We start from the raw sequence: 22310 nt of genomic DNA on the forward strand, positions 1-22310 counted from the left end.
GCCGGTTCAGGCCGTTCGGGCCAGGGCCGGCGCGGCGAGGACCGGGCGGCGCCGGATCACCAGGGCCATCAGGGCCGCCGCCGCGCACAGGGTGCCGGAGGCGTACCAGACCAGGTCGTAGGAGCCGAAGACGTCGCGGGCGACCCCGCCGAGGTAGGCGACCAGCGCCGCCCCGACCTGGTGGGCGGCCAGCACCCAGCCGAAGACGATGGCGCTGTCCTCCCCGAACTGCTCGCGGCACAGCGCCAGGGTGGGCGGCACGGTGGCCACCCAGTCCAGGCCGTAGAAGACGATGAAGAAGATCACCGGCGGGTGGATCGCCGGGCCCAGCAGCATGGGCAGGAAGACCAGCGAGAGTCCGCGCAGGGCGTAGTAGACCGCGAGCAGGCGGCGCGGTTCGAAGCGGTCGGTGAACCAGCCGGAGGCGACGGTGCCGACGACGTCGAACACGCCGACGACCGCGAGCAGCGAGGCCGCCGTCGTGACCGGCATCCCGTGGTCGTGCTCGGCGGGCACGAAGTGGGTCTGCACCAGGCCGTTGGTGGAGGCGCCGCAGATCGCGAAGGTGCCGGCGAGCAGCCAGAAGGTGCCGCTGCGCACGGCGGTGCGCAGGATCCCGAGGGTGCGCCGGGCGGCGCCGGCGACCGGGGGCGGCTTCGGCACGAACTCCTCGGAGCCGTACGGCTTCTGCCCCACGTCGGCCGGGTGGTCGCGCAGCAGGATCCAGACGAACGGGACCACGGCGAGGGCGGCGAGGCCGACCGTCACGGCCGCGGGGCGCCAGCCGTGGTGCTCCACCGTCCAGGACAGCACCGGCAGGAACACCAGTTGGCCGGAGGCGGAGGCGGCGGTGAGGATGCCGCTGACCAGGCCGCGCCGCTCGGTGAACCAGCGGTTGGTGACCGTCGCGGCGAACGCGAGGGCCATCGAGCCGGAGCCGAGTCCCACCAGCAGGCCCCAGCACAGCCACAGCTGCCAGGGCGCGGTCATCCACACGGTCAGGACGGAGCCGAGCGCGATCACGGTCAGCGCGACGGCGACCACCCGGCGGATGCCGAAGCGGTCCATCAGCGCGGCGGCGAACGGCGCGGTGAGGCCGTAGAGCGCGAGGTTGACGGAGACGGCGGCGCCGATCGTGCCGCGCGACCAGCCGAACTCCTGGTGCAGCGGGTCGAGGAGCAGTCCGGGCAGCGAGCGGAAGGCGGCCGCGCCGGTGATCGTGACGAAGGTGACGGCGGCGACGAACCAGGCGCGGTGCACGCGGCGGCGCCGGGTCGGCGGGGCCTGGACGGGGGCTGCGGCTGGGCTTGTCTGAGTCACGTCACAAAGCCTGCCGATCACGGCCGTCCGCAACGAGTGGCCCGGCGGACAGTATTCGCTACGATCGGGCCATGAGCGTCGCCGAGGCCTTCCGTCCGCACCGGGTCGCCGTCCTCGCACTGGACGGCCTGCTCCCCTTCGAACTGGGCATTCCGCACCGCATCTTCGGCCGCCCCAGGGACGACCGGGGCCGGCATCTGTACGAGGTGGTGACCTGCTCGGTGCGGGCGCCCGGCCCGGTCGACACGGACGCCGACTTCGCCGTGCACGTCCCCCACGGCCCCGAGGCGCTGGCCACCGCCGACACGGTGATCGTCCCGGCGTCGTACGAACTCGGCCCCGTCTTCGAGGAGGGCCGGCTGACCGACGAGCTGGCCGCGGCGTTCGCCCGGATCCGGCCCGGCACCCGGCTCGCCTCCATCTGCACCGGCGTGTACGTCCTCGCCGCCGCCGGACGCCTCGACGGCCGCCCCGCGACCACGCACTGGGCCGACGCCGAGCGCTTCCAGCGGATGTTCCCGCGGGTCAGGGTGGACGCCGACGTGCTGTTCGTCGACGACGGGGACGTGCTCACCTCGGCGGGCGTGGCCGCCGGGATCGACCTGTGCCTGCACATGGTCCGCCGCGACTTCGGCACGGCCGTCGCCAACGACGTCGCCCGGCGCACCGTCGTACCGCCCCACCGCGACGGCGGCCAGGCCCAGTACATCGAGCGCCCGGTCCCCGACCCCCAGCTGGCGACCACGACCGCGGCGCGCGCCTGGGCGCTGGACCGCCTCCACGAGCCGATCCAGCTGCGCGACATGGCCGGGCAGGAGGCCATGTCGGTGCGCACCTTCACCCGCCGCTTCCGCGAGGAGGTGGGCGTCAGCCCCGGGCAGTGGCTCACCCGGCAGCGGGTGGAGCGCGCCCGCCATCTGCTGGAGTCCAGCGACCTGTCCATGGACCAGGTGGCCCGGGAGGCAGGCTTCGGCACGGCCCAGTCGATGCGCCAGCACCTCCAGCAGGCACTCGGGGTGACGCCGACCGCCTACCGCAGGACGTTCCGATCGGCGGTCAGAACGTGAGCACCGCCCGGGCCACCCGGCCCGCCTCCGCGTCCGCCCGCGCCTTCTCGAAGTCCTCCACCGGATGGACGGCCGTCGCCAGTTCGTCCAGCATGAGCCGCCCCTGCCGGTACAGCTCGGCGTACAGGGCGATGTCCCGCTGGGGGCGGGAGGAGCCGTAGCGGCAGCCCAGGATGGACTTGTCCAGGTAGAGCGAGGAGACCTGGAAGGACGCCTCGGCCGCGGCCGGGGGCACGCCCAGCAGGACCGCCTGCCCGTGCCGGTCGAGGAGGTCGACGGCCCTGCGGATCAGCTCCACCCGTCCGACGCACTCGAAGGCGTGGTCGGCGCCCGTGGGCAGCAGGTCGCGCACGCCGTCCGCCGACGTCAGGAAGTCGGTGGCGCCGAACTGCCGGGCCACCGCCTCCTTCGCCGGGTTGGCGTCCACGGCGACGATCCTGAGCGCCCCCGCGAGCCGCGCGCCCTGCAGCACGTTCAGCCCGATCCCGCCGGTGCCGATGACGACGACGCTGTCCCCGCGGTCCACGCGCGCCCGGTTCAGGACCGCGCCCACCCCGGTGAGCACCCCGCAGCCGATCAGCGCGGCCGACTCCAGCGGGATGTCCTTCGGGATCCGCACCGCCTGCACGGCCCGGACGACCGTGCGCTCGGCGAAGGCGGAGTTGGCGGCGAACTGGTGCACCGGCTGGGTGCCGCCCCGGGTGAACGGCCTGCCCGGGCGCCCGATCGCCTGCCGGCACATCGTCGGGCGGCCCCGGTCGCACTCCGCGCACGTGCCGCAGTTGGCCAGCGTGGACAGGGCCACGTGGTCGCCGGGCGCGACATGGGTGACCCCCGCGCCGACCGACTCCACGACCCCGGCGCCCTCGTGGCCGAGCACCACCGGCACCGGGAACGGGATGGTGCCGTCCACCACCGACAGGTCGCTGTGACACAGCCCGGCCGCCGCGACCGCCACCAGCACCTCGCCGGGACCCGGCTCCCGCACCGCCAGGTCGTCCACCACCTGGACCTGTCTGCCGTCGAACACCACACCACGCATCAGCGGACCCCCTTGGGCTCTCTGGGCAGGCCGAGCACCCGCTCGGCGACGATCGTGCGCTGGACCTGGTCCGAGCCGCCGTAGATGGTGTCGGCCCGGGAGAACAGGAACAGGTGCTGGGCCGCGTCCAGCGCGTACGGCACGGACGCCGACCACTCCCCGGGCCCCACGGCGGCCGCCGCGCCCCGGACCTGCACGGCCAGCTCCCCCAGCCGCTGGTGCCAGCCGGCCCACAGCAGCTTGGCGACGCTGGGCGCGCCCGGGTCGCCCGAGCCGCCGAGGGTGCGCAGGGCGTGCCAGCGCATGGCCCGCAGCTCGGCCCACTGCCGCACCAGCCGCTCGCGCAGCACGGGATCGCGCACCGCCCCGCTGTCGACGGCCGTCCGCACGACCCGGCCGAGTTCCTCGGCGAACCCGATCTGCTGGGCGAGGGTGGACACCCCGCGCTCGAACCCGAGCAGGCTCATCGCCACCGGCCAGCCCCGGCCCTCGCCCCCGACGACGTGCTCCACGCGGGCGTGTGCCCCGTCGAAGAAGACCTCGTTGAAGTCGCTCGTGCCGGTCATCTGGCGGATGGGCCTGACGTCGACGCGGCCGGGCTGGTCCATCGGCACGAGCAGGAAGCTCAGCCCGTGGTGGCGGCGGGAGTCCGGCTCGGTCCGGGCCAGCACGAAGCACCAGTCGGCCTCCCGGGCGAGGGAGGTCCAGATCTTCTGACCGGTGATCCGGTAGTACGGCCCCTCGCGCACCGCCGAGGTGCGCACCCCGGCCAGGTCCGAACCGGCGCCCGGCTCGCTGTAGCCCTGGCACCACAGTTCCTCGCCGGCCGCGACCGGGGGCAGGAAGCGGGCCTTCTGCTCGTCCGTGCCGTGCGCGATCAGGGTCGGCGCGAGCAGGTTCTCCCCGATGTGCCCCGAGCGCGGGGGCGCGGCCGAGCGCGCGTACTCCTCGGCCCAGGCCACCTGCTCCGTGAGGGTGCCGGTCCGGTTGCCGTACCCGCCCTCGGGCCAGCCGAGCCCGATCCAGCCCGCCTTCCCGAGGGTGCGCTCCCAGTCCCGGCGGTCGGCCGAGGGGCCGGCGTGCGCCGCCAGCCATGCCCTCGCCTCGGCGCGGAAGACGTCGTCGTCCTGGGTGAATCCGAAATCCATCGAAGACCGCCTTGGTGTGGAGCGCCCCTGGGGGCGCGGGACTGTCAGGCGTTCGGCCGGGCCCCGTCCCGGGCCGCGCTCTCCATCGCCGCGAGCTGGGACAGCATCGGCATCGGGTCGACCCCCACGGTCCCCGGCAGGAACTCGGCGATGGATTCCGGTGTCCAGGAGCCGCCCTCGGCGTACATGGCCCGCAGTTCCCTCGGCTGGGCCCACACCGCGATCTTCGGGCCCGCGATGGTGTACACCTGCCCGGTGACGTCCTGCGCGGCGGCCCGGTCGGACAGCAGGTACACCACCAGGGCGGCCACGTCCTCGGGTGTCCCGATCTCCGCCAGCTCCATGGGGACGCCCGCCGACATCCGAGTCCGGGCCACGGGGGCCACCGCGTTCGCGGTCACCCCGTACTTGTGCAGCCCGAGCGCCGCGCTGCGGACCAGGGAGATGATCCCGCCCTTGGCCGCGCTGTAGTTGGGCTGGGACACCGAGCCCTGGTGGTTGCCGCTGGTGAAGCCGACGAGCGTGCCGGAGCGCTGGCGCCGCATCACCGCGGAGGCCGCCCGGAACACGGTGAACGTGCCCTTGAGGTGGGTGGCGACGACGGGGTCCCACTCCTCCTCGGTCATGTTGAACAGCATGCGCTCGCGCAGGATCCCGGCCACGCAGACCACCCCGTCGAGCCGGCCGTAGGCGGCCAGGGCGGTGTCCACGACCCGCTGCCCGCCGGCCATCGTGGAGATGTCGTCGGCGACCGCCACCGCCTCCCCGCCGGCCGCCTCGATCTCCTTGACGACGGCTTCGGCGACCTCGCCGGCCGGTGCGGTGCCGTCGGTGGCCACCCCGTAGTCGTTGACGACGACCTTCGCGCCCTCGGCCGCCGCCGCGAGCGCCACCGCCCGCCCGATACCGCGCCCGGCACCCGTCACGGCGACGGCCTTTCCTGCCAAGAAGTTCCCCACGCCCGGCCCCTTCCCGCGGTTTCTGACGGTCCGTTAGATTTTATGGCCCGTCGGATGCGCGGACACAAGCCCCGGGGAGGCACCGGATGGCACTGCCGGACGAGTTCCACGAGATCGCCAAGCGCGTGAACAACTGGGGGCGTTGGGGTGCCGAGGACGAGATCGGCACGCTGAACCTCGTCACGGACGAGGTCGTGCGGGCGGCCGCCGCCGAGGTCCGCACCGGCCGCCGCGTCCCGCTCGCGCTGCCGCTCACGCAGGACGGGGTGCAGACCGGGATGATCCCGGGGCGGGTCAATCCGCTGCACGTGATGGTGCAGATCAACCAGGAGCTGTTCGGGCCGGGGACGGTGGCGTGCAGCGACGACGCGGTGACCATGGGGCTGCAGGCGGGCACCCACTGGGACGCGCTGACCCATGTCTCGCACTCGGGGCGGCTCTACAACGGGCGTCCGGCCCGTTCGGTCACCGCGCACGGCGGTGCGGAGTTCGCCGGCATCGACAAGGCGCGGCACGTCGTCTCGCGCGGGGTGCTGCTGGACGTGGCACGCGCGCGGGGCGTGGACCGGCTGGCGGGCGGCCACGCGGTCACGCCGGAGGACCTGGAGCGGGCGCAGGAGTTCGGCGGGGTCCGGGTGCGGGCCGGTGACATCGCGCTGGTCCGCACCGGGCAGGTGCAGGTGTACCTGGCCGGGGACAGGCACGGGTACGGCTATCCGTCGCCGGGGCTCTCGGTGCGCTGCCCGGAGTGGTTCCACGCGCGCGACGTGGCCGCGGTCGCCAACGACACGCTCACCTTCGAGGTGTTCCCGCCCGAGATCGACGACCTGTGGCTGCCGGTGCACGCCCTGGACCTGGTGGAGATGGGGATGCTCCAGGGCCAGAACTGGAATCTCGAAGAGTTGTCCACAGCCTGTGGAGAATCCGGCCGGTACGCGTTCCTGCTGTCGGCGATGCCCGAGCCGTTCGTCGGCGCCACGGGCACACCGGTGGCACCGGTGGCGATCCTCTGAGGCCGCGGCCGCACGGCCGGACGGAGCACGCCGCGGGACCGGTTGGCGGCGCGTCTCCCCCACCGCCGCGCGCACGCGCCGCCGTCCGGTGCGACCCACACTCGGCGAGGGCCGCCGTCGCTCACCCCGGCCCTCGCCGTCCCCTCGCGGCGAATCGACGCACTCCAGCGTGATCAGCCGGTCACGGGTCGTCAACGCCGGTACGGGGATTTGTTACGTACGCCCTGCTCACGACGCCCACGCACGGTTGCACTCCCGGCGCACCGCCGACTTGGCCGCTACACCGCCTCGAAGGCGAGACCCTCGTACGCGGACATCCCGCCCCCGTACGCCATCGCCGCGCTCTCCCGGGGCTGCGAACAGCGGTCGAGTTCGCACCAGATGCTCTTGCCGGCACCTTCGGGGCTCCAGCCCCAGCGGTCGGCGAGGCAGTCCACGAGGGCCAGGCCCCGGCCGCCGGTGGCGTCACCGCCGACGCAACGCGGCACGGGGGCACGGGAGCTGGTGTCGGCCACCTCCACGCGCACCGTGGCCGAGGGGGCGGCCTCGGCCTGCGGGCCCGGCAGGGAGAGGCGCAGCACGGCCGGGCAGCCGGTGTGCACCACGGCGTTGGTCACCAGCTCGGAGACGAGCAGGATCAGCGTCTCGGCCAACGGCTCGTCGGCCGCTATGCCCAGCCCCCCGAGCCGCGAGCGGGCCCACCGCCTGGCCCGCCCCACCTCCGCGGGGTCGGGCCGGATCTCCAGCTGCACTTGAAGCACCTGCACCGCTCACACCATCCGAACCGGCGGACACATGACCCCGCGCCGATCGGACGCCCCGGCGTGAGCCGCGGCGACGATCACGAGGGCCACGATCGTAGCCATTTTCTGCATGGCCAGAACAACGGCCAGAGCAAGGGTCACGGAACGTGAGTCCCTTACGCGACAGCATGGTTGACGTACAGTCACCCCAACAAGCGCTTCGGGCATATTCCAGCGCGAAGGAGTACGCGTAAGGCATACTGTGCGACGCTCGTGCCGGGGAGTCGAACAGGCGGAGGCAACAGCCCTGACCGCCCCGCGAGCAGCGGCGCGCACCGCGTGGTCCGGCACCGCCCCAGGGGCATCGCCGGCACGGCTCGTGCTCGCAGCCACTCGCATCCCACACAAGGTACCGGAGCACACCCCCGACTCCGGGCCGTGACGAGTCACGCCGAGGACACAACCCGGTATCGACGCTGTGTGATTCCACCGCGCCACGATCCGCGACATCTTGGGCCAAGGCTTTGGGCGCGGCGCAGCGCAGGGCGCCGCGCGCCGCTCAGGCCACCAGACCGGCGGCGAGGACTTCCTCACTCTCCGTGCCCCCGCCCCCGCGCCGGGCCCGCACCCAGGCCCGCTTCACGTGCAGATGCACGTCCGCCTCCCAGGTGAAGCCCATGCCGCCGTGCACCTGGAGGCAGTCGCGGGCCCCGCGGACCGCGGCCTCGTCGGCGAGCAGCCGGGCCGCGGCGATGTCGGCCGGGTCGGCGGTGACGGCGGCCGCGTAGACGGCGGCCCGCGCCGTTTCGGCGCGCACCAGCAGGTCCGCGCACAGGTGCTTGACGGCCTGGAAGGCCCCGATCGGCCTTCCGAACTGCTCACGGGTCCGGGCGTGTTGCACCGCCAGTTCGCACACCCGCACGGCCGTGCCCAGCTGCTCGGCGGCGGTGAGGAGCACGGCGACGGGATCCGCGGCGCCCGCGGCGGGCACGCGGTGCAGCGGGGTCAGCGGGTCCACCGACCGCAGCGGCACGGCGGCCGAGGCGTCCCCGAGCACGGCGTCCGCCGCGTCCAGCCACTCCACGAGGCCCCCGTCCACGGCGGCCACGACGGTCTCGCCGGTCGCCGCGCCGGGCACGGTCCCGGCGGCCAGGTGGGTCGCGACGAGCGGCCCGGGCAGCAGGGCCCGCCCGGCCTCCTCGAAGGCCAGCACCGCCTCGGGCAGCCCGAGCCCCACCCCGCCGTCCGCCTCGGGCAGCCGCAGGGCGAAGAAGCCCGCCGCGCCGAGCGCCGACCACAGCGACCGGTCGAGTACGCCCGGTCCGGCCACGGCCGCGCGCAGCGCCTCGCGCCCGAAGCGCCGCTCCAGCAGCCCCCGCACACCCGCCTGCAGGGCCCGCTGCTCCTCGGTCGGCTGGAATCGCATGCTCATCCTCCCCGGGGCAGGCCGAGGATGCGCTCGGCGACGATGTTCCGCTGGATCTGCGAGGTGCCGGCGGCGATGGTGTACGACAGGGAGGACAGCCGGTCGAGGACCCAGGGCCGGTCCAGGTCGAGGCAGTCGGGGCCGAGCACCTCGGCGGCGGCGTCGTACAGCTCCTGCCGTGCGTGCGAGTAGCGGAGCTTGAAGACCGAGCCCCCGGCCCCGGGCACCCCGCCGTTCCGCTCGGCCTCGCTCACGTTCCACTGGGTCAGCCGCCACAGCGCCCGGAACTCCGCGTCCAGCCTGCCGAGCCGCCGGCGCAGCGCGGGGTCGTCCCAGCGTCCGTTCTCCCGCGCGGTGCCGGCCAGCCCGGACAGGACGCGGCGGCAGGCGACGACCTCCCCGACGAAGGCGGTACCGCGTTCGAAGGACAGCGTCACCATCGTCACGCGCCAGCCGTCGTTCTCCTCGCCCACCCGGTTGGCCACCGGCACGCGCACCTCGTCGAGGAACACCTCGGCGAACTCGGTGGATCCCGCGAGCGTGCGCAGCGGCCTTACGGTGACGCCCTCGGCGTCCATGGGCATGGCGAGCCAGGTGATGCCCCGGTGCCTGGGCGCGTCCGGGTCGGTGCGCACCAGCAGCTCGCACCAGTCGGCGACCTCGGCGTGCGAGGTCCAGATCTTGGCGCCGCTGACCACGTACACGTCGCCGTCCCGGCGCGCCCGGGTGCGCAGCGCGGCGAGGTCGGAGCCGGCGTCCGGTTCGCTGAACCCCTGGCACCACACCTCCTCCCCGCGCAGGATCGGCGGCAGCCAGCGCGCCCGCTGCCCGGCGGTGCCCTCCGCGGCGATGGTCGGCCCGGCGTGCAGCAGCCCGACGAAGTTGGCCCCCACGTAGGGCGCGCCCGCCTTCTCGGTCTCCTCCAGGAAGAGCAGCCGCAGGGTCGGCGAGGCGTCCCAGTGGACGTCGGCGTACCCGGCGTCGTACAGCATCCGCTGCCAGCCGAGGTCGTGGGCGCGGCGGCCGGGCCAGTCGTCCGGGGACGGCTTGCGCGGCAGGGTGGGCAGCACCTTGCCGAGCCACTCGCGCAGCCGGGCGCGGAACTCCTCCTCCTCGGGGGTGAGGGAGAGGTCCACTAGTCGTCCAGGTCGAGGTCGAGCATGCGGATGGCGTTGCCCCGCATGAGCTTGTGGACGGTCTCGTCGTCCAGGCCCTTCACATGGTCGAGGGCGACCTCCTTGGTGTGCGGGAAGGTCGAGTCGACGTGCGGGTAGTCGGTCTCGAAGGTGGCGTTGTCCCGGCCGACGACGTCGAGCGAGGCGACCCCGTGCTTGTCGCGGAAGAAGCAGCAGAAGATCTGCCGGTAGTAGTACGTCGACGGCGGCTCGGGCACCAGGTCCCGGACCCCGCCCCAGGCGCGGTGCTCCTCCCACACGTCGTCGGCGCGCTCCAGGGCGTAGGGGACCCACCCCATCTGCCCCTCGGAGTAGGCGAGTTTGAGTCGCGGGAACCGCACCAGGACGCCGCTGAAGAGGTAGTCCATCATCGAGGCCATGGCGTTGTTGAAGCTGAGCGACGCCTGGACGGCGGGCGGTGCGTCCGGTGAGGCGGCGGGCATCTGCGAGCTGCTGCCGATGTGCATGTTGACGACCGTCCCGGTCTCCTGGCACACGGCGAAGAACGGGTCCCAGTGACCGGAGTGGATGGACGGCAGCCCGAGGTGGGTGGGGATCTCCGAGAAGGTCACGGCCCGCACCCCCCGCGCCGCGTTGCGCCGGATCTCCGCGACGGCCAGTGCGACGTCCCACAGCGGGATCAGGCACAGCGGGACGAGCCGGCCGCCGCTGTCCCCGCACCACTCCTCCACCATCCAGTCGTTGTAGGCGCGGACACAGGCGAGGGCGACCTCCTTGTCGTGCGCCTCGGCGAAGGTCTGCCCGCAGAAGCGGGGGAAGGTGGGGAAGCAGAGACTGGCCTCGACGTGGTTGAGGTCCATGTCCGCGAGGCGCGCCTTCGGGTCCCAGCAGCCGCGCCGCATCTGCTCCCGGGTGATCCCCTCCAGGGTCATCTCGTCCCGGTCGAACCCGACGGCGGCGATGTTCCGCTTGTACGGGAACTTCAGGTCCTCGTAGATCCACCAGTCGGTCGGCGGCCCCTGCGGGTCCATGGTGATCTGGTACTTCCCGCCGACGTAGGCCAGTTCCCCGATTCCGGCGGTCAGCGGCTGCGGGCCGCGCTCCCGGTACTTCGCCGGCAGCCAGGTCTCGAAGAGGTGGGCGGGCTCGATCACGTGATCGTCGACGCTGACGATGCGGGGCAGTTCGGTGGCCATGGGTCCCCTCCGCCGGACGGTACTTATCTGATGGTCCGTCAGATAGCATGACACCTGACGAGTCGTCAGCCAAGCAGGGGGCACCCGTGAACGAGACCCCGCACTCCCTGAGTTCCGCCCGCACGCTGTGGGACCTGGTCGCCGCCCGCGCCCGGCTCACCCCCGACCGCCCGGTACTGCTCCAGGAGGACCGGGTCCTGACCTTCGGGGAGCTCTGCTCGCGCGCCGAGCGGGTGGCGGCCGGCCTGCACGGCATGGGGGTACGCCCCGGCACCGTGGTCGCCTGGCAGCTGCCCACCCGCATCGAGACCGCGCTGCTCTCCTTCGCCCTGGCCCGCCTCGGCGCCGTGCAGTCCCCGGTCATCCCCTTCTACCGGGACCGCGAGGTCGGCTTCGCGCTGCGGGAGGCGAAGGCGGAGTTCTTCGCCGTACCGGGAACCTGGCGCGGTTTCGACCACACGGAGATGGCCCGGCGCCTCGGCGCGAGGGGCGTCTTCGAGGCGTACGGCACCCTGCCGGACGGCGACCCCGCCGTGCTCCCCGCCCCGCCCGCCGAGGGCACCTCGGTGCGCTGGATCTACTGGACCTCGGGCACCACCTCCGACCCCAAGGGCGTGCTGCACACCGACCGTTCGCTGATCGCGGGGGGCTCCTGCCTGGCCCACGCCCTGCGCCTGACGGCGGACGACGTGGGCTCGATGGCCTTCCCCTACGCCCACATAGCCGGCCCCGACTACACGGTCATGCTGCTGCTCTACGGCTTCCCGGCGGTGATGTTCGAGCACTTCGCGCTGCCGGAGGCGCTCACGGAGTACCGGCGGCACGGGGTGACGGTGGCCGGCGGCTCGACGGCGTTCTACTCGATGTTCCTGGCCGAGCAGCGCCGGCGCCCGGGCACGAGGGTCATCCCCTCCCTGCGCCTGCTCGCGGGCGGCGGCGCCCCCAAGCCGCCCGGGCTGTACCACGCCGTGGTCCGCGAGATGGGCGTCCAGCTCACCCACGGGTACGGCATGACCGAGGTCCCGATGATCACCATGGGCGACCCCGGGGACACCCCCGAGAACCTGGCGGCCACCGAGGGCCGCCCGCCGGCCGGGATGGAGGTCCGCGTCGTCGACGGCGAGATACGCCTGCGCGGCGAGGCCGTCTGCCGGGGCTACCTGGACCCCGCCCAGACCGCCGCCGCGTTCGACGCCGACGGCTTCCTGCGCACCGGCGACCTGGGCCGGGTGACGGACTCCGGCCATCTGGTCCTCACCGGCCGCCTGAAGGACGTGATCATCCGCAAGGGCGAGAACATCTCGGCTAAGGAGATCGAGGACCTGCTGCACCGGCACCCCGCGGTGGGCGACGTGGCGGTGATCGGCCTGCCGGACGCGGAGCGCGGCGAGCTGGTGTGCGCGGTGGTGGAACAGCCCCCCGGCGCACCCCGGCTGACACTCGCCGAGGCCGTCGGACACCTGCGCGCGGAGGGCCTGTCGGTGCACAAGCTCCCGGAACGCCTGGAGGTCGTGGAGGCGCTGCCCCGCAACGACACCCTGCGCAAGGTGCTCAAGTACCGGCTGCGGGAGCGCTTCGCGACGCCCTAGGCGCGGGACGGCCCCGGGGGGATCACATGCGGCTCAGCCCCGCCGCGGCGAACAGGACGTCTCTGATCGCCTGGCGGTCGCCGACCTGGCCCGCCGCGGCCTCCTCCGGGGAGATGTGGCCCGCGGCCAGCCGGCAGAACTCCACGCCGTCCAGGGCGACATGGGCCACCTCGTGGTCGGCGGAGCCCACGGCGCCCGGCGAGTCGAGCGGGATCAGCCACTCGCCGCCCGCGGCGCCCTCGATCTCCAGCCGCAGGCTGCGGCCCGGCGCGCCCGCGGCCACCAGGTGCGGGGTCCGGCCGCCCGGCGCGGACAGCCCGGCCCGCCGCCGCTCGGCGAGCGCGGCCGGCAGCATCCGGGCGGCGAGGTCGATCATCCTGCTGAGGTGGCGCGGCGCCGGCGGCTGGTACGGGTAGTCCACCGCCTCCGCGATGTCCTCGGCGTGCACCCAGCACTCGAAGGCGCGGTCCAGCATCGCGTCGTGCAGCGGCAGTTCGAAGCCGCCGTAGGGCACCGTCAGACCGCCCGCGTGGCTGCCCGTGAAGGCCACGGTCCGCACCAGGCTGTGGCTCTGCTCCCGCCAGGGCGCCCGCACCGAACGGGTCGGCGGGAAGTGGGAGGCCCGCCAGAACGCCTCCGTGCGCGCGGCCGGACCCGCCGCGTCCCGCTCCCGGGGACCGGCGACCCGCGCCAGCGGGTCCTCCAGGCCGAGCGCGGCCGCGATCAGCCCGTCCACGGACAGCAGGTGCGCGATCACCCCGGCCACGGTCGTACGACGGCTCGTGGCCGCGTCCTCCTCGAACCACCGCAGCCGCACCGGGGCGTGCCACTCCGCGTCCCCGAAGTCCTGCAGCAGCGCGTCCAGTCGGGCGGTCTCGGCGTCGTAGGGCGCCGCCCACTCGGGCAGCGGGATGCGCGGCGGCCGGCGGTCCAGGCAGCTCTCCAGGACCCGGGTGCGCAGCGCGGGGTCGAGGTCGAGGCTCTCCGGCTGGTGCAGCAGGCCGACCGCCTCGCGCAGCCGGCGCGCCTCGTCGGCGCAGCCCCCGCAGGAGCCGAGGTGGTGCTCCACGGCATCCGTCTCCGCCGCCGAGCACGCGGCCAGCGCCCAGGCGCCGAGGAGCGACTTCAGGACATCGTGCGGGAGGTCGAGCGGCACGGGTGCGGGGTCCCCCTGACCGGTGAGGTCGGGCAGCGGTCGCCCGCCGTCCTCGACGGAGGCGCGGGGCATCGGTATCCGTGGCGGCCGAACCGGCTCGGAACCGCCGGGCCGCGGGGCCGGGCCGCCCGCGCCACCGCCCGCACCGGGGACGCCCGCGTCCGGTCCGCCGGCGCCCGTGACGTCGTGGCCCGTGACGTCGTGGCCCGGTGCGGGCCGCTCGTCCGGGCCGTGCGCGCAGGGGCCGTTCGGGTCGCCGCCGTCGTGACCGCCGCGGCCCGCGTGCTCCCCGTGCGCCTCCGGCCGTTCCGTCCCGCTCACACCGCACCGCCGTATCCCGGGGGCGCACCGACGTCGTGCGCGGTGGAGAGCAGCTGCAGGCCGAGGCGGAGCCGACGGCGGGCCTCGTCCTCGGTGACGCCGAGGTCGACGGCGGTCTGGCGGTAGTCGCGGCGCTGGAAGTAGGCCAGTTCCAGGGCGGCGCGCAGCGGGGCGGGCATGGAGTGCACGATGTAGTCGGCGCGGGCTGCGACCGAGGCGCGGCGCACCTTGCCCTCCAGCTCCTCGCGCTCCGGCTCCCCGTCCTCCGCCTCTTCCCGGCGCTCCAGCACCTCCCGGTCGCGCAGCCGCAGCACGGCGAGCCGGTGGGTCACCGCGGCGATCCAGGAGCGCAGCGGGCCCTGCTTGGGGTCGTAGGTCTCAGGGTGCTCCCAGACGTGCGCGAAGACCTCGCGGGTGATGCCGTCGGCCGCCCTCTCGTCGCCGAGGACGCGGTGGGCCAGGCTGTGCACCAGGGAGGCGTACCTGTCGTACAACTCGCCCAGGGCGGCCGCCTCGCCGCGGGCGAGCCGCTGCTGCATCTTGCGGTCCCAGCGCGGTGGTACGTCCTTCTCGGCCATGCGGTCCCCTCCCCTCGCCCGTCCCGCGGCCTTCCAGCCTGTCTGCACCGTCCTCTCGAATGTAGTCGGCACGACTGACAGTGCACGCCCCTTTGTGTCAATGTGCGCCCCCCGAAGGGCCGCAGGTGATAGTGCCCTCTTCACACAACCTCCACACAGGGCGCGTACACCTCTGATCGAACAGGATCGATAGTGACCGAAACAAGCCCCTTGTCGATCACGTGCCGTTTGCCACCCGACGTTTCAGGGAAACGCCGCTGGGCAGCCGCGCGGAATGAAACGTAGGAACTACTTCCGTTTCCGTGCGGTTCCGGGAGATCCGGCGAGCGGAGGGGCTAGGCCGTGGCTTTCAACGTGACCGGCGTCGAACAGGGCGAGTGGGCCGTGCTCCGGGTGTCCGGGGAACTGGACCTGATGACCTCGCCGGTGCTGCGCCAACGGGTCCACGACGTCGTGGCCGAAGGCCACCACAGCCTCGTCGTGGACCTCTCCGACGTGTTCTTCTGCGACTCCAGCGGGGTCGGCGTCCTCGTCGCCGCCCGCCGGCTGATCCGCTCCTGCCAGGGCCGGCTGCGGCTGATACTGCCCGACCGGGGCGCCGAGGACGGCTCCCACGTCAACCGGGTCCTCGGCGCGCTCGGGGTGCGCCGCCTCTTCGACGTCCGCCCCGACCTCGAATCCGCCACGACCGACGAGGCCGACCCCCTGTCCGCGTGAACCCCGCGTGAACCCCGAGGAGATACGCGACAGGGCCACACCGTTGTCGCGGAATTCCCCCGGTCTTGGCACAACCGCCGGTTTCCCGCCGCCTGGCGGCCACCCGCGTCGTACGCTCCGTGCCAGGTCAACCCCACGCACAGGTAAGGCGGCCCGAACAGACATGGTCAGCACCGAGTACGAGCGCAGGATCGCCGCCCGTTTCGCCACCTTCGACCAGGACGGCAACGGCCACATCGACCGCGGGGACTTCAGCGCGGCGGCCAAGGCGCTGCTCGCCGAGTTCGCCGTGCCCGCCCGCTCCGCCGAGGGGCAGGCGCTCTACGCGGGTGCGGAGGCGTTCTGGCAGGGCATGGCCGGGATCGCGGACCGCGACGGCGACCAGCGCATCACCCGCGAGGAGTTCGTCACCGGCGCGGTCAAGCGCCTGCGGGACAACCCCGACCGCTTCGCCGAGATCGCCCGCCCCTTCCTGCACGCGGCCCTCGCCGTCGCGGACACCGACGGGGACGGCCGGGCCACGGTCGCGGACACGGCGCGCGTGCTGCGGGTGTTCCACGTGCCGCAGGAGATCGCCCTGGCGACCGCCGCCGCGCTGGACACGACGGGCGACGGCACCGTCGGCGAACAGGACATCGTCCCCGCCATCGCCCGCTACTTCACGATCCCCGAGTAGGCGGCGCCCGGGCGCCGGCGCGAACCGCCGGGCCCGCCGGTCAGGCGAAGATGACCGTCCGGCGCCCGTTCAGCAGGATCCGGCGCTCCGCGTGCCACTTCACCGCCCGCGCCAGCGCCTGGCACTCCACGTCACGGCCGATGGCCACCAGCTGGTCCGGGGTCACGTCGTGGCCGACGCGCTCGACCTCCTGCTCGATGATCGGCCCCTCGTCGAGGTCGGCCGTCACGTAGTGCGCCGTGGCGCCGATCAGCTTCACACCGCGCGCGTGCGCCTGGTGGTACGGCTTGGCGCCCTTGAAGCTCGGCAGGAAGGAGTGGTGGATGTTGATGATCCGGCCGCTGAGCTGCTTGCACAGGTCGTCCGAGAGCACCTGCATGTAGCGGGCGAGGACGACCAGTTCGACCCGCTCCTCGCGGACGATGTCCAGCAGCCTGGCCTCGGACTCCGACTTGGTGTCCCTGGTGACCGGAATGTGGTGGAAGGGCACGTTGTACGAGCCCACCAGTTCCTCGAACTCGGTGTGGTTCGAGACGACGCCCACGATGTCCACCGGCAGCGCGCCGATCCTGGCCCGGAACAGCAGGTCGTTCAGGCAGTGCCCGAACTTGCTGACCATCAGCAGGATGCGCATCCGCTCGTCGGCCCGGTTGATCTGCCAGGCCATGTGGAAGGAGTCGCCGATCGCGGCGAAGCTCGCACGCAGCTTGTCCACGGTCACCGGCGCGTCCGCGGAGAAGTGGACGCGCATGAAGAACAGACCCGTGTCGTGGTCACCGAACTGCTGGCTGTCCTCGATGTTGCAGCCGGTCATGAACAGATAGCTGGACACGGCGTGCACGATGCCCTTCCTGTCCGGGCAGGACAGAGTCAGGACATACTGGTCGGCCGGTGCGGCGGCGGGCGCAGGCTGCTCGTTCATGTACTACAGGGTTCCATACGGACCGTCCGCGGGCGCCCCGCGTCCGCTACGCGGACCTGGTGAGGATCCGCAGCACTTCCAGGCTCTTCGGCGGCGCCTCCGGGTCCTCCCCGTCGCTCACCGCCATCCGCACGTGCGCGTCCCGCGCCGCCCGCACGGCCTCCGGCCAGCTCTCGTGGTCGACGTAGGCGGTGACCGGCGCGTCCGGGCCGACCTGGTGCATGATCCGCAGCACCCGCAGCACGGCGGTGTCGACGAGCGCCGCCTCCTGCGAGTCCCGGAATATCGTGCCGACGTACTTCTCCGCGGACCAGTTGTCCAGCCAGGTGTCCTCCACCAGCCGGTACACGGCGTCGGTGACGTCGCCGTAGCCGTCCACGCCGGCCAGCCAGACGTCCCGCTGGAACCCGGGGTCGGAGAGCATGTGCAGCGCCGAGCGCACATTGCTGCGCCAGCGCCACCACGGCATGTCGTTGAGGGGCATGCCGCCCATGGTGGAGGAGCGACGGCCGCGACGGGAAGAGTTCTCCGAACCTTGCACGGTCATCGATCGTACGTTCTTCGTCCCACCGGTCCCACCGGCCCCCGTAATTCACCTGGGTGTCACTTTTCATTGACCGAGGGTCACTCCCCGGTTCGCGGTGTGAGGGAATCGTGCGTGTCCATGACCGGCAGGCGACGCACCCGCACCTTCCCCCACTCCTTCTCCCGCCCCGGCAGAGCCGCAGCCCTGTCCCTGGGGGCGATGGCTCTCTGTGCGTCGCTCACCGCCGGATGCGGGGTCATCCCCGGTGTCACGGGGGGCGCCGGGGATGACCCGATCAAGGTCATGACGTGGGCACCGCAGGGCACCGACTCGACCAACAAGCCCGGCATGCCCGCGATGGCCCGCGCCTACGCCAAGTGGCTCAACGCCCACGGCGGTATCGACGGCCGCAAGCTCGACGTCCTGACCTGCAACGACCACAACGACAGCGTGGGTGCCGCGAAGTGCGCCCGGTACGCGGCGGACGAGGACGTGGTGGCCGTCGTCGGCTCCTACAGCCAGTTCGGCGACTCCTACCTCGCCCCGCTGGAGGGCGCCGGCATCCCCTACATAGGCGGCTACGGCGTCACCAACGACGAGTTCACCGGCTCGATGTCGTACCCGGTCAACGGCGGCCAGCCCGCCCTCCTCGCCGGTCTGGGCAAGGCGCTCTCGGCGGTCTGCGGGCCCGTCTCCCTGGTCCGCCCCGACAGCATCGCGGGCGACGAGCTGCCGACGATGCTCGACTCGGGGCTGCGGGCCGGCAAGCACCCGCAGGCGGGCGACCAGCTCGCCGCCGAGGACCTCACCGAGTACAGCGGCCAGTCCGACCAGGCGTTGCGGTACGCGACCAAGGACCCGGTCCGCAAGGGCTGCGTGGTGCCCGCGCTCGGGGACCGTACGGACATCTTCATGGACTCCTTCCGGCGGGCCCGCGACAGCTACCCGGCGGTGCGCCTCGCCACCGTCCTCGGCAGCGTCGACCAGACCGTGATCAATGCGACGGGCGGCGCCTCCGGGCCGTACGAGGGGGCGTACATCACCGGCTGGTACCCGCCGGCCTCCGACACGCGCTGGGACCTGATGAAGAAGGTCATCAACGAGGAGGCCTTCGGCGACAACGACATCGACCCCGCGGATGCCGGGGTGCAGACCACCTGGATCGCCTACACCGTGCTCAAGGCCGCCCTGGACAAGATCGGCGACGGCGACGTGAGCTCCGACACCGTGCGGCACACCCTGGACGACGGCCTGCAGGTCTCCACCGGCGGCCTCACCCCGACCCTGCACTGGCCCTACGAGGGCAAGCTGGCCGGGGTCGGCTTCCCGCGCATGGTCAACGCCGACGTCACCCTGCAGGTGGTCCAGAACGGGCAGCTGGTCTCGGCCCGCAAGGGCATCGGCGGCATCAACGGCATCGCGGACATGACGCAGACGCTGGAGAGCGCGGACGTGCAGTGACCCGCACGCCCGCGCCCCCCTCGCTCACAGCTGGGTGGGTTGGCGCTGGGTCAGGCCGTACTTCTGCGCGATCGCGTTCCACAGCGCCGCCGCCTTGACCTTCTGCTCGCTGGCGGTGCCGCTCTCCCGGTTGCCCGCCTGGGTCTCGCCGGTGATCCGGGCATGGCCCTTGCGGCAGCCCTTGCGGTTGCCCTTGACCTGGTCGGCCCAGGCCGCGTAGTGGTTGTCGGCCGCGGCGGACGCCTGCCAGGCCGAGGTCAGGGCGGCCGTCAGCGCGGCGTTGTTCGGCAGCTTGTCCACGGACAGCTTGCCGAGCCGGGTGACCAGCCGGCCGCGCTGCCCGGCGGCGTCCCGCAGGCCGGACGCCGACTGGTCGAGGTTGTCGCACTGCTTGACGTCGGCCACCGCCTTGATCACCGAGGCGCGGCTGTTGCCGCTGTCGGCGAGCAGCTTGTCCAGCGCCACGGCCTGCTGGCGCGCGGGGTCGGCCCCCGCCCCGGAGTTCTGCGGCGCGGCGGACGTGGCGGCGACGGTCTTGCCGTCGGCCGCCTGGTCCTTGCCGCCCCCGCCGCTGAGCATCGCGCCGGCACCCACGCCGATCACCACGATGCCGATGCCGACGGCGGCGATCAGCGGCACCCGCGACCGGCGCCCGGACCCCTCGTCGTCGTGCGAGGGGCCGTACGACGGCTGCGCCGGGGCGTACGACGGCTGGTAGGCGCCCTGCTGCGGGACGCGCGGGAGCTGCTGGGTGGACCCGGCCGGGGCGTCGGCGCCGGCCGGGCCGCCCCGGAAGAGGTTGTCGAACTCGGCGGGCGGCTGCCGGTCCCCGCCCTGGCCCTGGGCCGCGTACGGCGGTATGAACTGGGTGGCCTCCGCGTCGGACGGCACGGCCGCCGGCTGCTGGGGCGTGATGCCCAGGTAGCGCGTCTGCTCGCCGGCCGCCTCGGGCGGCGGCCCGCCCGCCGCCACCGGCGGGATGAACTGCGTGGCGCCCTCGTCGGCGGGTGCGGCGGGCACCGGCGGCAGGTACTGCGTCGCCCCCTCGGCCGCGCCGGCGGGCGCACCCGCGACCGGCGGCAGGTACTGGGTGGCGCCCTCGGCCGCCGGGGGCGGCGGGGCACCCGCGCCCGGGTAGCCGTCCGGCACGGCCGGCGGCAGCGGACCGGCGCCTGCGGCCGGGTACTGCTGCTGGTGCTGCTGGTACGGGTCCGGGGTGCCGTAACCCGGCTGCGGGCCCGCGCCGTACGCGCCGCCCTGACCGCCGGCGCCGTAGGAGGGTGCCTGGTCGCCGTAGGAGGCTGCCGGACCGCCGTACGACGGGGCCGGGGCGCCCTCGGGGGGCAGCGGGCCGGGGCCGCTCGCGGACGGGGACTGCTGCGGAGCGCCGGGGGTGCCCCACTCCTGGGCGGGCGCGGGGGCCCAGCCCTGGCTCTGCTGGGGTGCCTGCTGCTCCGGGCCCCAGGAACCGCCCCAGGCCTGCCCGCCGGACGGTGCCGCGGGTGCGGGCGCGGGCGCGGCGCTCATGCCCGGAAGCACGGGCTCGCCTCCGTCGGAGGGCAGCACGATGCCTTCGCGCGCGGGCTGCGCCGAGGGGTTCTCGCCCTGTCCGCTCTGCGTCACCGGGACTCCTACTAATGGGGGACCTTGTGAATCGTCGGGTCACGCTACCGGGTCCCCCGAGCCGGGTGCCACGCAGCTCAGGACCAGACCTCCTCACCTGTGACGGCAGTAACACAACCGCCCCGCGCGGCGCTGTTCATGGGGCCTACGGCACACACACGTGTCGTTCGCCACACGTTCACGCGCGCGCGGGGCCGGTGTTCACGCGGCCTGCTGGAGGTCGAGGCGGGCCCCGAACTCCCTCACCACCGACTCGTCCCGGAAGGGTTCGAGGCGCTGCTGCAGGTCCTCCAGGTACTCCGCGCCCCGGTTGGAACGCAGCCCCTCCAGCAGTTCCACCGCCTTCAGGCCGGTGGCGCAGGCCTGTTCGATCTCGCGCTGCTGCACCTGGGCCGTGGCGAGCAGCACATAGCCGATCGCGCGCCGGCGGGCCCGGGACTCGGGGTGCCCGGCCAGCGACTGCTCGGCACAGCGCGCGGCCGCCTCGGCCTGTCCGAGGTCGCGGTGGCAGTGCGCCAACTCGTCGGCCAGATAGGCCTGGTCGAAGTGCGCGATCCACACCGGGTCGTCCCCGGAGGCCGGGTCGGCCCGCTCCATCGCCGTGGCGGCCCGTCCGCCCGCGGCCTGCGCCGCGCGCGCGTCGCCGAGCAGGGCGTGCCCGCGCGCCTCGGCCGCGTGGAACATCGCGTCCACCCGCGGGGTCACCTGCCCGCGCGCCCCCTCCTGCGCCGCCCGCGCCAACTGGGCGATCTCGCGCGGGTTCCCGAGCTGTGCGGCGAGGTGGCTCATGGACGCGGCGAGCACGTAACCGCCGTAGCCGCGGTCCCCGGCGGCCTGCGCGAGGCGCAGCGACTGGATGTAGTACCGCTGGGCCAGGCCCGGTTGGCCGGTGTCCACCGCCATGTACCCGGCTAGCTCGGTCAACCGGGCCACCGCGGCGAAGAGTTCCCGCCCGACCGCCTCCCGGTAGGACCCCGCGAGCAGCCCGGACACCACGCTGTTCAGGTAGTGCACCACGACCGGGCGCACATGCCCGCTCCCGAACTGGTGGTCGAGATCGCTCAGCGCCTGGGTCATCGACCGTACGGCCGCCACATCGGACAGGCCCACGCGCGGACCCGCCTGCCGGGCCACCTGGGCGTCCGGCGCCGAGATCAGCCAGTCACGGCTGGGCTCGACCAGCGCGGAGGCGGCGACGGAGGAGCCGGACAGGAAGTCCCGGCGCCCCACGTCGCTGCGCCACAGCTCGCAGACCTGCTCGATGGCCCCCAGTACCGTCGGCGAGAACTGGAGACCGACCCCCGAGGCGAGGTTCTTGCCGTTGGCCATGCCGATCTCGTCGATCGTGACCGTACGGCCGAGCTTGCGCCCGAGCGCCTCCGCGATGATCGCCGGCGCCCGGCCCCGTGGCTGCTGGCCGCGCAGCCAGCGGGCCACGGACGTCTTGTCGTAGCGCAGGTCGAGACCGTGCTCGGCGCCGCACATGTTGACCCGCCGGGCCAGCCCGGCGTTCGAGCACCCCGCTTCCTGGATGAGTGCCTGCAGCCGTTCGTTCGGCTGCCTCGCCACGAGAGGCCTTGCGGCCATGTGCTACCCCCTGCGAACCCCTGGAGCGTGACCGTTTCGGGAAGATCACTGCCCAGCTGACATACCGTCAATGCGTGACATGTGCGGTTTGCCGGGGTAAAGGC

General features: G+C 73.5%; 20 protein-coding genes. 6 read left to right on the plus strand and 14 right to left on the minus strand.

All coding sequences use genetic code 11. The features are described 5' to 3' along the window. Nucleotides 1-6: 6 nt before the first annotated feature. Nucleotides 7-1320: an MFS transporter gene (locus ACZ7FF_RS27400; RefSeq protein WP_470815137.1), complete on the minus strand. Its 1314-nt coding sequence runs from the start codon at nt 1318-1320 to the stop codon at nt 7-9. A 71-nt stretch (nt 1321-1391) separates the two neighbouring features. On the opposite strand from ACZ7FF_RS27400, the gene ACZ7FF_RS27405 reads away from it, so the two are divergent. Next, nucleotides 1392-2387, plus strand: a complete 996-nt coding sequence (locus ACZ7FF_RS27405; protein ID WP_470815139.1) for a GlxA family transcriptional regulator — start codon at nt 1392-1394, stop codon at nt 2385-2387. Here the strand turns inward: ACZ7FF_RS27405 and ACZ7FF_RS27410 are convergent. The 3 genes from ACZ7FF_RS27410 to ACZ7FF_RS27420 are packed head-to-tail and all read right to left on the minus strand — an operon-like array spanning nt 2377 to nt 5536. After that, nucleotides 2377-3429 carry a Zn-dependent alcohol dehydrogenase gene (locus tag ACZ7FF_RS27410; RefSeq protein ID WP_470815141.1) on the minus strand — a complete coding sequence of 351 codons (1053 nt, stop codon included), beginning with the start codon at nt 3427-3429 and terminating at the stop codon, nt 2377-2379. The two genes, ACZ7FF_RS27405 and ACZ7FF_RS27410, sit on opposite strands and share 11 nt — an antisense overlap. Beyond that, nucleotides 3429-4577 carry an acyl-CoA dehydrogenase family protein gene (locus ACZ7FF_RS27415; protein ID WP_470815142.1) on the minus strand — a complete coding sequence of 383 codons (1149 nt, stop codon included), beginning with the start codon at nt 4575-4577 and terminating at the stop codon, nt 3429-3431. The genes ACZ7FF_RS27410 and ACZ7FF_RS27415 overlap by 1 nt, the downstream gene beginning before the upstream one ends. A 44-nt stretch (nt 4578-4621) precedes the next feature. Then, nucleotides 4622-5536 (minus strand): SDR family NAD(P)-dependent oxidoreductase, encoded by a 915-nt coding sequence (locus ACZ7FF_RS27420; RefSeq protein WP_470815144.1) that lies wholly within the window; start codon nt 5534-5536, stop codon nt 4622-4624. Nucleotides 5537-5622: 86 nt separating this feature from the next. On the opposite strand from ACZ7FF_RS27420, the gene ACZ7FF_RS27425 reads away from it, so the two are divergent. Then, nucleotides 5623-6549 (plus strand): cyclase family protein, encoded by a 927-nt coding sequence (locus tag ACZ7FF_RS27425; RefSeq protein WP_470815146.1) that lies wholly within the window; start codon nt 5623-5625, stop codon nt 6547-6549. Between the two features lie 278 nt (nt 6550-6827). On the opposite strand, the gene ACZ7FF_RS27430 is transcribed toward ACZ7FF_RS27425, so the two are convergent. From ACZ7FF_RS27430 to ACZ7FF_RS27445, 4 genes are all read right to left on the minus strand, one after another. After that, nucleotides 6828-7301: an ATP-binding protein gene (locus ACZ7FF_RS27430; RefSeq protein WP_470815550.1), complete on the minus strand. Its 474-nt coding sequence runs from the start codon at nt 7299-7301 to the stop codon at nt 6828-6830. 550 nt (nt 7302-7851) lie between these two features. Continuing rightward, nucleotides 7852-8718 carry an acyl-CoA dehydrogenase family protein gene (locus ACZ7FF_RS27435; protein WP_470815148.1) on the minus strand — a complete coding sequence of 289 codons (867 nt, stop codon included), beginning with the start codon at nt 8716-8718 and terminating at the stop codon, nt 7852-7854. 2 nt (nt 8719-8720) lie between these two features. Then, nucleotides 8721-9854: an acyl-CoA dehydrogenase family protein gene (locus tag ACZ7FF_RS27440; protein WP_470815150.1), complete on the minus strand. Its 1134-nt coding sequence runs from the start codon at nt 9852-9854 to the stop codon at nt 8721-8723. Continuing rightward, a complete protein-coding gene (locus ACZ7FF_RS27445) occupies nt 9854-11050 on the minus strand; it encodes an amidohydrolase family protein (RefSeq protein ID WP_470815152.1) in 1197 nt (398 codons plus the stop codon). The genes ACZ7FF_RS27440 and ACZ7FF_RS27445 overlap by 1 nt, the downstream gene beginning before the upstream one ends. Before the next feature lie 86 nt (nt 11051-11136). Between ACZ7FF_RS27445 and ACZ7FF_RS27450 the strand changes: the two genes are divergently transcribed. After that, on the plus strand, nt 11137-12639 hold the full coding sequence (locus tag ACZ7FF_RS27450; protein WP_470815153.1) for a class I adenylate-forming enzyme family protein: 1503 nt from the start codon (nt 11137-11139) through the stop codon (nt 12637-12639). Between the two features lie 22 nt (nt 12640-12661). Here ACZ7FF_RS27450 and ACZ7FF_RS27455 read toward each other — a convergent pair whose 3' ends face one another. Both ACZ7FF_RS27455 and ACZ7FF_RS27460 read right to left on the minus strand, forming a co-directional pair. Then, on the minus strand, nt 12662-14116 hold the full coding sequence (locus ACZ7FF_RS27455) for a maleylpyruvate isomerase N-terminal domain-containing protein (protein WP_470815155.1): 1455 nt from the start codon (nt 14114-14116) through the stop codon (nt 12662-12664). After that, nucleotides 14113-14694 carry a sigma-70 family RNA polymerase sigma factor gene (locus ACZ7FF_RS27460; protein ID WP_470815157.1) on the minus strand — a complete coding sequence of 194 codons (582 nt, stop codon included), beginning with the start codon at nt 14692-14694 and terminating at the stop codon, nt 14113-14115. Before ACZ7FF_RS27460 ends, ACZ7FF_RS27455 begins: the two co-directional genes overlap by 4 nt. Before the next feature lie 342 nt (nt 14695-15036). Here ACZ7FF_RS27460 and ACZ7FF_RS27465 point away from each other — a divergent pair, with 342 nt between their 5' ends. Together ACZ7FF_RS27465 and ACZ7FF_RS27470 are read left to right on the plus strand one after the other, a co-directional pair. Continuing rightward, on the plus strand, nt 15037-15411 hold the full coding sequence (locus ACZ7FF_RS27465; RefSeq protein ID WP_470815158.1) for an STAS domain-containing protein: 375 nt from the start codon (nt 15037-15039) through the stop codon (nt 15409-15411). 163 nt (nt 15412-15574) lie between these two features. Next, the gene (locus ACZ7FF_RS27470; RefSeq protein WP_470815160.1) at nt 15575-16087 is read left to right on the plus strand and encodes an EF-hand domain-containing protein; all 513 of its coding nucleotides are present in this window, start codon (nt 15575-15577) and stop codon (nt 16085-16087) included. 40 nt (nt 16088-16127) lie between these two features. On the opposite strand, the gene purU is transcribed toward ACZ7FF_RS27470, so the two are convergent. Both purU and ACZ7FF_RS27480 read right to left on the minus strand, forming a co-directional pair. Next, nucleotides 16128-17009: a formyltetrahydrofolate deformylase gene (gene purU / locus ACZ7FF_RS27475; protein WP_470815162.1), complete on the minus strand. Its 882-nt coding sequence runs from the start codon at nt 17007-17009 to the stop codon at nt 16128-16130. Between the two features lie 46 nt (nt 17010-17055). Then, the gene (locus ACZ7FF_RS27480; RefSeq protein WP_470815163.1) at nt 17056-17556 is read right to left on the minus strand and encodes an SCO4402 family protein; all 501 of its coding nucleotides are present in this window, start codon (nt 17554-17556) and stop codon (nt 17056-17058) included. A 117-nt stretch (nt 17557-17673) separates the two neighbouring features. On the opposite strand from ACZ7FF_RS27480, the gene ACZ7FF_RS27485 reads away from it, so the two are divergent. After that, complete coding sequence (locus ACZ7FF_RS27485) at nt 17674-18996, plus strand: ABC transporter substrate-binding protein (RefSeq protein ID WP_470815165.1); 1323 nt, start codon at nt 17674-17676, stop codon at nt 18994-18996. A gap of 24 nt (nt 18997-19020) precedes the next feature. Here ACZ7FF_RS27485 and ACZ7FF_RS27490 read toward each other — a convergent pair whose 3' ends face one another. Together ACZ7FF_RS27490 and ACZ7FF_RS27495 are read right to left on the minus strand one after the other, a co-directional pair. Next, on the minus strand, nt 19021-20619 hold the full coding sequence (locus tag ACZ7FF_RS27490) for a hypothetical protein (protein WP_470815167.1): 1599 nt from the start codon (nt 20617-20619) through the stop codon (nt 19021-19023). 201 nt (nt 20620-20820) lie between these two features. Then, nucleotides 20821-22206 (minus strand): transcriptional regulator, encoded by a 1386-nt coding sequence (locus ACZ7FF_RS27495; RefSeq protein ID WP_470815169.1) that lies wholly within the window; start codon nt 22204-22206, stop codon nt 20821-20823. Nucleotides 22207-22310: the final 104 nt, after the last annotated feature.

This window comes from Streptomyces sp. NPDC037126 (assembly GCF_055605965.1).

Excerpts from the sequence above, each read along its gene's own strand:
- ACZ7FF_RS27410 (WP_470815141.1), bottom strand. The coding sequence starts at position 3,429 with ATGCGTGGTGTGGTGTTCGACGGCAGACAGGTCCAGGTGGTGGACGAC.
- ACZ7FF_RS27445 (WP_470815152.1), bottom strand. The coding sequence starts at position 11,050 with ATGGCCACCGAACTGCCCCGCATCGTCAGCGTCGACGATCACGTGATC.
- ACZ7FF_RS27425 (WP_470815146.1), top strand. The coding sequence starts at position 5,623 with ATGGCACTGCCGGACGAGTTCCACGAGATCGCCAAGCGCGTGAACAAC.
- ACZ7FF_RS27495 (WP_470815169.1), bottom strand. The coding sequence starts at position 22,206 with ATGGCCGCAAGGCCTCTCGTGGCGAGGCAGCCGAACGAACGGCTGCAG.
- ACZ7FF_RS27485 (WP_470815165.1), top strand. The coding sequence starts at position 17,674 with ATGACCGGCAGGCGACGCACCCGCACCTTCCCCCACTCCTTCTCCCGC.
- purU (WP_470815162.1), bottom strand. The coding sequence starts at position 17,009 with ATGAACGAGCAGCCTGCGCCCGCCGCCGCACCGGCCGACCAGTATGTC.
- ACZ7FF_RS27435 (WP_470815148.1), bottom strand. The coding sequence starts at position 8,718 with ATGCGATTCCAGCCGACCGAGGAGCAGCGGGCCCTGCAGGCGGGTGTG.
- ACZ7FF_RS27405 (WP_470815139.1), top strand. The coding sequence starts at position 1,392 with ATGAGCGTCGCCGAGGCCTTCCGTCCGCACCGGGTCGCCGTCCTCGCA.
- ACZ7FF_RS27470 (WP_470815160.1), top strand. The coding sequence starts at position 15,575 with ATGGTCAGCACCGAGTACGAGCGCAGGATCGCCGCCCGTTTCGCCACC.
- ACZ7FF_RS27415 (WP_470815142.1), bottom strand. The coding sequence starts at position 4,577 with ATGGATTTCGGATTCACCCAGGACGACGACGTCTTCCGCGCCGAGGCG.
- ACZ7FF_RS27480 (WP_470815163.1), bottom strand. The coding sequence starts at position 17,556 with ATGACCGTGCAAGGTTCGGAGAACTCTTCCCGTCGCGGCCGTCGCTCC.
- ACZ7FF_RS27460 (WP_470815157.1), bottom strand. The coding sequence starts at position 14,694 with ATGGCCGAGAAGGACGTACCACCGCGCTGGGACCGCAAGATGCAGCAG.